12 protein-coding genes are annotated in these 12,015 nt (G+C 73.6%); 3 read left to right on the top strand and 9 right to left on the bottom strand.

From position 1 onward, the window contains the following. Positions 1 to 18 precede the first annotated feature (18 nt). From O1G21_RS30450 to O1G21_RS30430, 5 genes are all read right to left on the bottom strand, one after another. Complete coding sequence (locus tag O1G21_RS30450) at positions 19 to 315, bottom strand: helix-turn-helix domain-containing protein (protein ID WP_405000741.1); 297 nt, start codon at positions 313 to 315, stop codon at positions 19 to 21. An 87-nt stretch (positions 316 to 402) separates the two neighbouring features. Beyond that, positions 403 to 1,275, bottom strand: coding sequence for an SCO1664 family protein (locus tag O1G21_RS30445; RefSeq protein WP_405000740.1), 873 nt, complete (start codon positions 1,273 to 1,275; stop codon positions 403 to 405). Continuing rightward, the gene (locus O1G21_RS30440; RefSeq protein WP_270148181.1) at positions 1,245 to 1,811 is read right to left on the bottom strand and encodes a DUF3090 domain-containing protein; all 567 of its coding nucleotides are present in this window, start codon (positions 1,809 to 1,811) and stop codon (positions 1,245 to 1,247) included. The genes O1G21_RS30445 and O1G21_RS30440 overlap by 31 nt, the downstream gene beginning before the upstream one ends. 206 nt (positions 1,812 to 2,017) lie before the next feature. Beyond that, positions 2,018 to 2,710, bottom strand: coding sequence for a histidine phosphatase family protein (locus tag O1G21_RS30435; protein WP_270148180.1), 693 nt, complete (start codon positions 2,708 to 2,710; stop codon positions 2,018 to 2,020). 130 nt (positions 2,711 to 2,840) lie between these two features. Next, a complete protein-coding gene (locus O1G21_RS30430) occupies positions 2,841 to 3,887 on the bottom strand; it encodes an LLM class F420-dependent oxidoreductase (protein WP_270148179.1) in 1,047 nt (348 codons plus the stop codon). Positions 3,888 to 4,276: 389 nt separating this feature from the next. Here O1G21_RS30430 and O1G21_RS30425 point away from each other — a divergent pair, with 389 nt between their 5' ends. Then, a complete protein-coding gene (locus tag O1G21_RS30425) occupies positions 4,277 to 5,257 on the top strand; it encodes an aldo/keto reductase (RefSeq protein ID WP_270148178.1) in 981 nt (326 codons plus the stop codon). A gap of 73 nt (positions 5,258 to 5,330) precedes the next feature. Further along, on the top strand, positions 5,331 to 7,430 hold the full coding sequence (locus O1G21_RS30420) for a helix-hairpin-helix domain-containing protein (protein ID WP_270148177.1): 2,100 nt from the start codon (positions 5,331 to 5,333) through the stop codon (positions 7,428 to 7,430). A 70-nt stretch (positions 7,431 to 7,500) separates the two neighbouring features. Here the strand turns inward: O1G21_RS30420 and O1G21_RS30415 are convergent, their stop codons facing one another. Next, positions 7,501 to 8,100: a hypothetical protein gene (locus O1G21_RS30415; RefSeq protein ID WP_270148176.1), complete on the bottom strand. Its 600-nt coding sequence runs from the start codon at positions 8,098 to 8,100 to the stop codon at positions 7,501 to 7,503. A 363-nt stretch (positions 8,101 to 8,463) separates the two neighbouring features. On the opposite strand from O1G21_RS30415, the gene O1G21_RS30410 reads away from it, so the two are divergent. Then, positions 8,464 to 8,673 (top strand): DUF5703 family protein, encoded by a 210-nt coding sequence (locus tag O1G21_RS30410; protein WP_033350848.1) that lies wholly within the window; start codon positions 8,464 to 8,466, stop codon positions 8,671 to 8,673. A 197-nt stretch (positions 8,674 to 8,870) separates the two neighbouring features. Here O1G21_RS30410 and O1G21_RS30405 read toward each other — a convergent pair whose 3' ends face one another. The 3 genes from O1G21_RS30405 to O1G21_RS30395 form a co-directional block, all read right to left on the bottom strand. Further along, complete coding sequence (locus tag O1G21_RS30405; protein ID WP_270148173.1) at positions 8,871 to 9,707, bottom strand: chaplin; 837 nt, start codon at positions 9,705 to 9,707, stop codon at positions 8,871 to 8,873. A 291-nt stretch (positions 9,708 to 9,998) separates the two neighbouring features. Beyond that, positions 9,999 to 10,241: a chaplin gene (locus O1G21_RS30400; RefSeq protein ID WP_405000739.1), complete on the bottom strand. Its 243-nt coding sequence runs from the start codon at positions 10,239 to 10,241 to the stop codon at positions 9,999 to 10,001. 278 nt (positions 10,242 to 10,519) lie between these two features. Next, a complete protein-coding gene (locus tag O1G21_RS30395; protein ID WP_270148171.1) occupies positions 10,520 to 11,851 on the bottom strand; it encodes a M20/M25/M40 family metallo-hydrolase in 1,332 nt (443 codons plus the stop codon). Positions 11,852 to 12,015: the final 164 nt, after the last annotated feature.

The raw sequence follows: 12,015 nt of genomic DNA, 5'->3' as shown, positions 1-12,015 counted from the left end.
TTGAGAACATTTGAAAGCCTAACCAGTAACAAAGATCGACCGGATTCGCTTCCTGCCGTTGCCTGAGCGCTTTCCGACTGATAGTGAGCGTTCCGTTTCGGGCATAAGGCGCGCTTCACGGGCTACGCGGCCCGCAGGCGCGGGTGAGCGCCCGGTCGGCCCTGCCGCCATCCCGTGCTCCCGCCGGAAGAAGCGGCAGAAGTACGCCGGATCCGCGAAGCCCGCTTCCCCGGCGACCCGACGGACCGTCGGATCCGTCCAGGCGAGCAGCCGTTTGGCTTCCAGGGCCTGCTGCCGGCGGATCAGGCCGCCCATCGGAGCAGTGTGCGACCCATGACGGCAACAGGTCCAGACCACCGGCCGGTAACCTCGCCGGTGCGGGCCCGGCGCCGTGCCGCCGGCCTACACCGGCGGCCAGGGGATCGCGGGCCAGTCGGCGGAGGGCAGCGGGTGCCTGCCCGAGCTGCGCAGCGCGGCCACCCGGGCGCGGGTGGCGTCCAGTTCGGCGTCGGTCAGGTGTGGGGCGAGGCGCTCTGCCAGCTCCCCGTCCAGCTGCTGGGCCAGCCGGGACAGCACCTCCAGCGCCTCGGCGGGCAGCGGATCGCCGGCCCAGCCCCAGAGCAGGGTGCGCAGCTTGCCCTCGGTGTTGAAGGTGACGCCGTGGTCGATGCCGTACACCCGGCCGTCGGCGGCGGGGATCAGGTGACCGCCCTTGCGGTCGGCGTTGTTGAGCACCGCGTCCAGCACGGCGAGCCGGCGCAGCCGCCGGTCGTCGTGGTGCACCAGCAGCGCCGGCCGGCCGTCCTCGACCTCGGCCCGGACGATCGGCAGCCAGCCCGCCTCCGGTCCGTTCGGGTCCTGCAGCGCCAGCAGCGGCTCGGCCCCAGGGTCCGGCTCGACCCACAGCTGCACCATGCCGGGCCCGTGCGGTCCGTCGCGCAGCACGGTGGGCGGGATCAGCTCCCAGCCGGTCGCCGCGGACAGCTCGTACGCGGCGACCTCGCGGCCGGCCAGGGTGCCGTCCGGAAAGTCCCAGAGCGGGCGTTCGCCGGCCACCGGCTTGTAGACGGCCTGCGCGCTCAGCGAGCCGTGCTCGACGGTGCAGTACAGCACGGCGTTGGAGGCCTCGGTGAGGCGCCCGTGCACGGTGAGCCCGCCCTGGCGCAGCAGCGCGAGGGCGGTCGGCACGTCGGCGGCGAGGGCGGCGGCGGCCGCCGGGTCGGCCTGCGGCGGGGTCTCGGTGTTCAGCGCCGGTAGCCGTTCGCGCGCGGGCACAGGTGGCCCTCCGGGTCCAGCGGCAGGTTGCAGAACGGGCAGGGCTTGCGGCCGGCCGCGACCAGGTCCAGCGCGCGCTTGGCGAACACCCGGGCCATCGCGCCGGTCAGCCGCACCCGCAGCATGTCCGGGCCGTCGTCGTCGTCCCGGAAGACCGCCTCCTCGCCTTCCTCCTCGTCGTCCTCCACCAGCGCCTGCGCCTCGACCACCAGGCAGGCGTCCACGCTGTCCCAGGCCAGGGCCATGGTGCCGACCCGGAACTCCTGCTCCAGCGGGAGGTCCAGCGGGGCGGTGTCGAGCAGGTCCTTGGGCGCGGTGGCCGGGATGGCCGCGTCGCCGCCGCTGCGCCGCAGCGCCTCGTCCAGGACCTCCTCGATCCTCTCGGCGAGGGCGGCGACCTGGTTCTTCTCCAGCAGCACGCTGGTGATCCGGCCCCGGGCGCTGGCCTGCAGGTAGAACGCCCGGGCGCCGGGCTGGCCGACGGTGCCGGCCACGAACCGTTCGGGCTGGTCGTAGAAGAAGACCTGACGGGGCACGCTCTAGCTCCGGATCGTGTCGGTCGGTGCGGATCCGCCATGCGGGATCGCGGGGTGTCCAACGGGGCTGGGTCGTTCGGCGGGCGGGTGCCCGAACTGCGCGGCACTCACCAGTCACCCTACGACCTCCGGGGCCCGGCCGGGGAGCCGAGCCGAAGGCCGCCGGACGGGGTGGCGCCCGCGGGTGCGGCGGTGTCGCGCGCCGCTCAGGCCGTTCCGCCGACCACCGCGTCACCGGCCGGGGTGGCCGGGGCGGCGGCGGGCCTGGGCGCCAGCGAGGAGAGGTCGCCGGTGTCGCCCATCCTGAGCACGAAGGGCCGCTGCGGGGTGTAGCGGATCGCGGTGACCGAGCAGGGCTCGACGCTGATCCGCTGGAAGTGGTCCAGGTGCAGGCCGAGCGCGTCGGCCACCACCGCCTTGATCACGTCCCCGTGCGAGCAGGCGACCCAGACCGCGTCCTCGCCGTGCTCGGCGGCGATCTTCGCGTTCCACTCGCGGACCGCGCTGACCGTGCGGTGGCTCAGCTCGCGCAGCGACTCGCCGCCCGGGAAGGCCGCGGCGGCGGCGTGGTCCTGCACCGTGCGCCAGAGCGGCTCCTTGGCCAGCTCGGCCAGCGGACGGCCGGTCCACTCGCCGTACCGGCACTCCCCCAGCCGCTCGTCCTCGGCCGGCGGGTTCAGCTCGGGGCGGGCGGCGAGCAGCGGCTCCAGGGTCTGCCGACAGCGCTCCAGCGGGCTGCTGACGGCCTGCACCAGCGGGATCCCGGCCAGCCGGCCGGCCAGCGCGGCGGCCTGGGCGCGCCCGGTGTCGTCCAGGTCGACGCCGGGGGTCCAACCGGCCAGGATCCCGGCGGTGTTCGCGGTCGAGCGGCCGTGACGGACGAGCAGCAGGGTGGGCATGGGGCTTAGCCTACGGCCTCCGGGCGCGGCCGTGGGGGGCGGTTCCCGGTCGGGCTGCCGTTCCGGCTCGGGCTGTTGCTCCCGCGGTGCTGCTGGCCTCCCGCTGTGCTGCTCGCCGCCCGTCCCGTCGTTACGCGAGCCCGGCCTGCTCCAGCGCCTCGACGCCCGTGCGCAGCGCCTGGATCCGCTCGTCCAGGGTGAACCCGGACGGGGCCAGGGTGAGGGTGGTGACGCCCGCGTCGGCGTAGGCCTGCATCCGGTCGGCGATCCGGGCGGTGTCGCCGATCAGCGAGGTGGCGTCGATCAGGTCGTGCGGGACGGCGGCCGCGGCGCCGGCGTAGTCCTTGGCCAGGTACTTCTCCTGGATCTCGTCGGCGGCCTGCTCGTAGCCCATCCGCCGGGTGAGCTGGTTGTAGAAGTTCTTCTCCTTGCTGCCCATGCCGCCGATGTAGAGCGCGGCGTAGGAGCGCTGGGAGTCGACGCCGGCCTTGATGTCCTCGCCGACGGCGATGGTGACGGTCGGGCAGAGGTCGAAGCCGTCCAGGGACTTGCCGGCCTTGGCGCGCCCGGCCTTCAGCGGGTCGAGGGAGAGCGCGGCGTGCTCGGGGGCGAAGAAGATGCCGAGCCAGCCGTCGGCTATCTCGCCGGTCTGCTCCAGGTTCTTCGGGCCGATCGCGGCGACGTACAGCGGGATGTGCTCGCGCACCGGGTGCACGGTCAGCTTGATCGGCTTGCCCGGGCCGCCGGGCAGCGGCAGGGTCCAGTGCGCGCCCTCGTGCACCAGGCGCTCGCGGGACATCGCCTTGCGGATGATCTCCACGTACTCGCGGGTGCGGGCGAGCGGCTTGTCGAACTTCACGCCGTACCAGCCCTCCGACACCTGCGGGCCGGAGACGCCGAGGCCGAGCCGGAAGCGGCCGCCGGAGAGGGTGTCCAGGGTCGCGGCGGTCATCGCGGTCATCGCCGGGGTGCGGGCCGGGATCTGGAAGATGGCCGATCCGACGTCGATCCGCTCGGTCTTCGCGGCGACGAAGCTCAGCACGGTCGCGGCGTCCGAACCGTACGCCTCGGCCGCCCAGCAGACCGAGTAGCCGAGCCGGTCCGCCTCCTGGGCCACCGTGATGTTGTCGGCATCCATGCCGAGTCCCCAGTAGCCGAGGTTGATGCCGAGTCGCATGTGCCGAACCTTCCAGTCGGGTGGGCTTGGTGGTCGAGCGTAATGGTGTCCGTGCGGGTCAGGCTACTGACGGGTAGCGGTGGTCTGGGTCACAGCGGCCCGCCCCGAGCCGAAGGGCCCGCCGGTGCCGAAAGGGAGAAGCGAGGGAGCGACGGTGGGGGTACCCCCGGCCGAAGGCTGGGGGAGAGCGAGGGAGCGCCGACCGTCGGCACCGGGTCAGGAGGGCTCGGAGGCGAGCGGGCGCGACTAAATGATCGTTCTGCGGGTCTGCGCCCCTGCCCGGGGTACCGGCCGCTACGCTCAGCCGACGTGGGGAGCGCTCTCCCCACCTGCGCGTTTACAGGGCTACCGGGGCCACCGGTGCCACCCGGCCAGTGGAGGGCCCGTCGATGGAAAAGCGTCACCTCGGCCGTACCGGCCTGCAGGTCTCCCGCCTCGGTCTCGGCACCATGACCTGGGGCCGCGACACCGACGAGCACGAAGCCGCCGAGCAGCTCAAGGAGTTCGTCGACGCCGGCGGCAACCTGGTCGACACCGCCGACGTGTACGCCGACGGCGGCGCCGAGTACCTGATCTCCCGCCTCACCGACAGCCTGGTCCCGCGCTCCGAACTCGTCATCGCCACCAAGGCGGGCAGCGTCCCCGAGTCCGCCCGCCGCTTCGACTGCTCGCGCGGCCACCTGCTCGCCGCCCTGGACGCCTCGCTGCGCCGACTCGGCACCGACTACGTCGACCTGTGGCAGGTGCACGCGTTCGACCCGATGACCCCGGTCGAGGAGACCCTCAGCGCCCTCGACATCGCCGTCGCCTCCGGCCGCGCCCGCTACGCCGCGGTCTGCGACTTCAGCGGCTGGCAGCTCGCCAAGGCCGCCACCTGGCAGCGCGCCCACCACGGCCGGATGCCGCTGGCCGGGGCCCAGTTGGAGTACTCGCTGCTGCAGCGCGGCATCGAGCGCGAGGCGCTGCCCGCCGCGCTGGACGCCGGCGTCGGGATCCTGGCGGGCTCGCCGCTCGGGCGCGGGGTGCTCACCGGCAAGTACCGGCACGGCGTTCCGCAGGACTCGCGCGGCGCCTCGGCCTACCTCGCCGGGTTCGTCCAGCCGTACCTCGGGGAGCGCTCCCGGCGGATCGTGGACGCCGTCGCCACTGCCGCCGACGGGCTGGCCAGCAGCCCGCTCGCGGTCGCGCTGGCGTGGGTGCGGGACCGGCCCGGAGTGGCGAGTGCGCTGGTCGGGGCGCGCACGGTGGCACAGCTGCAGGCGGCACTGTCGGTGGAGGCGCTTACGCTTCCGGATGAGATCCGTGGCGCGCTGGACGACATCTCGTCGCCGGTGCACCGCTACCCGGACCAGGGGTGGACCGAGCTGTAGCCCCTGGGCCGGGTCGTCGAGCAGAACGGGCAGTGCAGAACGTGCAGTGGAGTGACCTTTGGAGCGGACGACGATGAGTGACACGGGGAACGGCGCTCCGGAGGGGACCGCGCTCTCGCCTGCCGAGAAGGCGGCGAAGATCGCCGAGCTCGCGGCGCGGGTCCGCCGGATCGAGCAGCAGGAAGCGAAGCCGGGGGCTCACCGGCTCGGGCCTTCCGCTCCGAAGGTGGCGGAGCCCGAGGACACCGGGCCGGAGACTTCCGGGGCCGAGGACGTCCAGGTGTCGGCCGCTCCGTCGGCACCCGCCAGGCCCGCAGCACCCGCCGCGCCCGTCCCGGCCGCTCCCGCTGCCCCGGCGGTGCGGTCCCACGAGCCGAGCGCCGACGTGCTCCAGGAGACGGTCGCGGTGCTGACCGCCGGCGGCGCCCCCGTCGAGCTGGCGGCCGCCGCGGTGGCCGCGTTCGGCGACGGCGCCGCCGAACGGCTGCGCCAGGACCCCTGGGCGGTCCTCGGCCTGCCGGGCGTACGCCCCGAGCACGCGGACCACTTCGCCCGCGGGCTGCTCGGCGACGAGGCCGCCCCGGACGACCCTCGCCGGGCCCGGGCGCTGGTGGTCTGGCAGCTGGAGCAGGCGGCACTGCGCGGGCACTCGGCCCAGGAGCTGGCCGAGGTGGCCGCCGGGCTCGAACGGCTCCGGATGCCCGATCCGGCCGCCGCGATCGAGGAGGTCCTCGCGGACGGGCGGGTGCTGCTCTTCCAGGAGGAGCTGAGCGGGGCCGAGGCGCACGCGGCGGGCGGTGAGGAGGACGAGACGCCGACGCACGCGCTGCTCGCGCTGGAGGGGCTCGCGATGGCGGAGGTCAGCCTCGCCGAGAAGCTGCTCCAGCTGATGGCCACCTTCGTGCCGGGCGAGGACGTCAAGGTCGAGGACACCGAGGAGCCGACGTCGGAGTCGGAGGAGTCCACCGAGACCGCGCCCGTCTCCCCGGGCCCCGCCGCCTGGGCGGCCGCCGCCGAGGCCGCGCCCTCCTCCTCCGCTACCGCCCTGATCCGGGCCGTCGCCGAGAGCGCCCTGGTGCTGCACACCGGCGGCGAGGCGGCCCGGGCCGAGCCGGCCGCGCTGTTGGCCGCCGCCGGGGGGCTCGGACTGCGGGCCTGGGCCGCCACCTGGACCGACCAGGGCAAGGAGTCCTTCGACTCCCTCAGCGAGGCCGAGACCCCGGTGGTCACCCTCGCCGAGCTGCTGTCCGGCGCGGCCGGCCCCGGTCGCGCCCACGACGGCTCGCTCGCCCTGGACCTCCTGGTCGTGCTGGACGCGCCGCTGCTGGACGTCGAACTCGCCGCCACCCTGCTGGAGTCGCTCGCGGACGGCACCCGGCTGGTGCTCAGCGGGGACCCGGGCCAGCTCTGGTCGGCCGGCCCGGGCCGGTTCTTCGCCGACCTGCTGGCCGCCAAGGTCTGCCCGACGGTCGCCTCCCGCACCCCGGACTTCGGCCCGATCGGCGAGCTGGTCTCGGGGGTCGGCATCGGCGAGCTCCAGCCGGTCGAGGCGCCGGACAAGGAGGTGGTCATCCTGACCGCCAGGGACGGCGGCGAGGCCGTCCACCGCGCCATCCAGCTGCTCACCGACTCCATCCCGCGCGCGCTCGGCATCCGCGCCGAGCAGGTGGTGCTGCTCACCCCGGGCCACGGCGGCCCGGCCGGCACCCGTGCGCTGAACGCCGCCGCCAAGGCCCGGCTGAACCCCGGCCCCGGCCGGTTCGGCGGTTTCGACCCGGGCGACCGGGTGGTGGAGTCCCCCGCGCCCGGGATCACCCGCCCGGCCCGGGTGCTGGACGGCGACGCCGCCGGCCTGCACCTGGAGTACGCCGACGGCTCGCGCCGGACCGTCCCGCCCGCCGAGGCGAGCCGGCTGCGGCACGGCTGGGCGCTGACCGTCCACCAGGCGCTGGGCCGCCGTTGGCCCGCCGCGGTGGTCGTGGTGCCGGAGGACGCCGGTCCGGCGCTCTCCCGGCAGTGGGTCTACACCGCGTTCGGGCGCGCCGAGCGGCACCTGTCCGTGGTCCACGCGGCCGGCCCGGCGCTCGTCCAGGCCGTCGCCGAGCGCCCGGCGCAGCCGCGCACCACCCGGCTGCGGGCGATCCTCGCGGAGAACGCGGCCTCCGCGTCCTAGTTCCTGCCCGCTGACGCACGGAGGGCGGGCCCGGTGCTCCCGGGCCCGCCCTCCGTGCGTACGGGCTACGTCAGTCGTCGGGGTCCTCGTCGTCGTAGACCTCGCTCACGTCGAACCGGCAGATCAGCAGCTGCGGGTCGGCGTGCTCGAAGGGCTCCGGCAGCCACTCCCCCGGCTCGGTCGGCTCGGTGGCCGCGACCCAGAGCGTCGAGTCCGCCTCCTCGAGGCCGAACTCCTCGCTGCGGGCGGCGATCTCGTCCGGCTCGTACTCGCCGAACAGCACGCCGATCGCCGCGTTCACGCCGCCGGCACCGCCCGGGGTCAGCGACTCGTCGAGCCGCTCGGCCTGCGCGCGCAGCCGCTCGGGGTCCACCACGTGGTAGTCGCGGCGGATCAGCACGCTGATCGCCTCGGGCTGTTCCGGGCCGTGGTAGCCGCCCGGTCCCTCGTCGCCGGGGATCTCGAACGGGGTGACCTCGTCGTAGGCCTCGTACAGGAGTTGGTCGTAGGCGATGGCCGCCGTCGCGAGCTGCTCGTAGGCGGCGGACACGGCGGGATCATCGGCTGCGTTGGGGCTTGACACCGCTTCGAGATGACGGTCGATGGCGGCCTTGACCGCCTCAGCGGCGGCGCGTACCTCGGCAATGGTGGGCTGCGCGGCATCAGACATGGTGCAGACGCTATCTCCCCGCGGTGCCGGTACGCACAGCGGTTGTCGTCTACACCCGCGATTTCACCGCAACTTCCCCCCTGATGTCCGATTCGGGGGCTTCTGTCCACCGGTAGAACCGGCGCGGGACGGGCGCGGAGGGCGTGCGGCCGGTCCGGCGGGGCCGTCCGGGTGCCGCTTCGCGCGCCGGTGTCGGGGTATCCACTCCACAACAGCAACAGAACTGATGCACTGTCAGACGAGCGCCCGGACCACGGGCCGTCGAACCGCCGCAGCGGGACGGGAGGACGGCCGGAAATACCCGGGCCGACTGTCCGGGGCAGGCCGTAGGCTTGCGTGCAGGTGATCCTCAGGAGGAGCGTTTTGACCCCACCGAAGCCGGTCCGGCAACCGGAGTACGAGTACCAGTCGCTGCGCATGCCGCGCGGGACGACGCGCAACGCGGCACGCCAACTGCTCACCGAGCACGCCGAGTACGGGCACTGGGAGCTCGACCGGCTGAGGCTGTTCCCCGACGGCAGCCGGACGGTCCGGCTGAAGCGGCGGATCATCCGGCAGGTCCGGAGCTGGTGACGGGCGAGGTCCGGTCGCCCTGAGGAAGTGCGCGCCGAGCTTTCACGCACCCGCGGCCGCCCGTTCATCGGGCGGCCACGGGTGCGTCGTTTCGTCTGTCGTTCCGCTGTTGTTCCGCCGACGGATGCGCCGTTCCGCCGACGGGTGCCGCTGAGCGGTCGGGGCTCAGCGGACCGGAACTCAGCCGGCGGGAGGGATCAGCGGGCGCCGGCGCGGGCGCGGCGGTAGAGCACGCCGCCGCCGATCAGCAGCGCGAGCCCGGCGGCTCCGAGCACCTCGACGCCGCCGGCGCCGGTGTGGGCCAACTGCCCCTCCGCGGCGACGCTCTGCGCGGCGGGGGAGGCCGGGGTGCTCGGAGCCGCCGGGACGGCCTGGGTGCCGCCGTTGCTCGTGGCCGGGGCGCTCGGGGTGGCACTGGTGGACGGGCCGCCGTTGCGTCCGCCGCCCGGGGGGGTGTCACCGCCCGTCGACGGCGGGGTCGACGGCGGGGTGGAGGGGGTGTGGCCCTCGGTGCAGTCGTCGGTCGGCTTCGGGGCGGGCTGGGCCACGTTGCCGCAACCGTTGCCGAAGGCCGGATTGCCGACGCCGACCACGTTCACGGAGTTGCCGCAGGCGTTCACCGGGACGTGCACCGGAGCCTGGACGCTGTTGCCGGAGGCCACACCGGGCGAGCCGGCGGTGGTGCCGCCGGCGGAGGCGCCCGAGGCGGAGGAACCGCGGTCGGCGCCGGTGCCGGAGCTGTCGCCGCCGGACTGACCGGTCTGGCCGGGCTGCGGGGCGGCGTGACGGCCGTCGATGTTGGCGCAGCGGTTGCCGTACGCCGGGTTCAGCACGCCGATCACGTCGACGGTGTTGCCACAGGCGTTGATCGGCACCTCGACCGGGACCTGCACCGAGTTCCCCGAGGCGACGCCCGGCGAGCCCGCGGCACCTCCCTGCGCCTCGGCGGCCGCGTAGGCGTAGCCTGCGGTCGAGGCCAGCACGCTGCCGGTGGCGACGGCGGTGAGGATCCCCTTCTTGGCTACATTCCTCATGTTTTCCCCTGACGTTTCGAGACGGCATGGCGACCTTGACATGAACCTTATGAAAGTCGGAATTTTCGTATGTCCGGAAATCACGCAAGGTCTTCAACTGCACAGGAGTTAACGAGAGGCCAACGGGGAGGTTGAGCCGAACGAAGCGACTTCACCCGATCGAGCGATCGGGACGTCCGGGCCTTGCCGAGCACCGCGCCGGAGCGCGCAAAGGCCCCCGGTGCGGCGCGTCCGCCGCCCGGGGGCCGTACTGAATCGGGCTCAACGGGCCTCAGCGGCCCGGAGGTTGACTCAGAAGTTGGCGCAGTGGTCGCCGAACGCCGGGTTCAGCAGGCCGATCACGCTGACGGTGTTGCCGCACACGTTGACCGGCACGTGGACCGGGATCTGGACCTGGTTGCCCGAGACGACGCCCGGGGAGCCCGCGGTCACACCATCGGCGGCGGCACCGCCGTGAGCGGACGCGACACCGGCGGCGGCGAGCACCAGGCCACCGGTGGCGGCGGCGACAGCGGCGATCTTCTTGACCTTCATCATTCCTCCTGTACGGACAACGCAACCCGTTCGGCGGGCTGCACAGGAATGAACGACGCTGCGGCAAACGGGGTACGGAACAGATTTGCCATTCACCCGCAACGGTGATGCTTCGCACGGGCAATCGACGCGGAATTACGGGAAGAATCGTTTCTGTTGACCTCCTCCGCCCGTCTCACAATCATGCGCTCCGACAATGCGGTCGGCCCGCCCCCGGCAGTCCGGGAACGGGCCGACCCAGTCGCCTGATCAGCAGGCGCGGAGGAGTCCGGGATCGCTCAGCAGGCGTCGATGAAGCGGTCCAGCACCCGGACGCCGAACTTCAGCCCGTCCACCGGCACCCGCTCGTCCACGCCGTGGAACATCCCGGCGAAGTCCAGCTCCGGCGGCAGCTGCAGCGGCGCGAAGCCGAAGCAGCGGATCCCGAGGTCCTGGAAGGACTTGGCGTCCGTCCCGCCCGACAGGCAGTACGGCACCGCGCGCGCGATCGGGTCCTCCGCGCGCAGCGCGGTCTGCATCGCCTCGACCAGCGAGCCGTCGAAGCTGGTCTCGATCGCCCGGTCCGAGTGCAGGCTCTCGCGCTTCACGCGCGGCCCGAGCACGCTGTCCAGCTCGGCCAGGAACTCCTCCTCGTAGCCGGGCAGGAAGCGCCCGTCCAGGTGCGCGGTGGCCTGACCGGGGATCACGTTCACCTTGTAGCCGGCGCCGAGCATGGTCGGCTGGGCGGTGTTGCGGAAGGTGGTGCCGATCATCTTGGCGATGCCGCCCAGCACGCGGACCACCTCGTCCATGTCCTCCGGGTCCAGCCGGTACCCGAGCACGTCCGACAGCTCGTCCAGGAAGGCCCGGACGCTGTCGGTGATCCGCAGCGGGAACTTGTGCCGGCCGAGCCGGGCGACCGCCTCGCACAGCTCGGTGATCGCGTTGTCGTCGTTCGCCATCGAACCGTGCCCGGCCCGGCCCTCGACCGTCAGGCGCATCCAGTGCATGCCCTTCTCAGCCGTCTCCACCAGGTAGAACCGCGCCTGGTCGTTGACCGTGAAGGAGAAGCCGCCGACCTCGCCGATGCCCTCGGTCACGCCCTCGAACAGCTCCGGGTGCTTGTCCACCAGGAACCGGGCGCCGTACGTGCCGCCCGCCTCCTCGTCCGCGAGGAAGGCCAGCACCAGGTCGCGCGGGGGCTTGCGGCCGGTGCGCAGCCGGTCGCGGACGACCGCGAGGGTCATCGCGTCCATGTCCTTCATGTCGACCGCGCCGCGCCCCCAGACGCAGCCGTCGGCGATCTCGCCGCCGAAGGGGTCGTACGTCCAGTCCGCGGCGTTGGCCGGCACCACGTCGGTGTGGCCGTGGATCAGCAGGCCCGGGCGGGACCGGTCCTCGCCCTCGATCCGGACCACGGTCGAGGCCCGCCCCTTGGCCGACTCGAAGATCTGCGGCTCCAGGCCGAACTCGGCGAGCTGCTCGGCCACGTACTCCGCCGCCTTGCGCTCGCCCGGGCCGGAACCGTCACCGTAGTTGCTGGTGTCGATCCGGATCAGATCGCGACAGATCTCCGCGACCTCCGACTCAGCCGTCACCTTCGGCGCCGCCGACCCGCTCCGCTCGCTCACGGTCACTCCTCGTCTTTGGCCCGCACCGACGCACCAGCGCGCCACCCCCAGGACCTGCACCCGGGCCGTACGAGCACGTCCGCCCATCCTCCCCCAGCCCCCGGTCCCGATCCACCCCCCGGCCCCACCCCGAAACCCCCTGGTCACACCCCCGCCACAGGGCA

It is taken from the genome of Kitasatospora cathayae, assembly GCF_027627435.1.
In the GTDB taxonomy this organism is placed as follows: domain Bacteria; phylum Actinomycetota; class Actinomycetes; order Streptomycetales; family Streptomycetaceae; genus Kitasatospora; species Kitasatospora cathayae.
The sequence above is the reverse complement of the archived record's forward strand: the minus strand, read 5'-3'. Positions and strand labels throughout refer to the sequence as shown.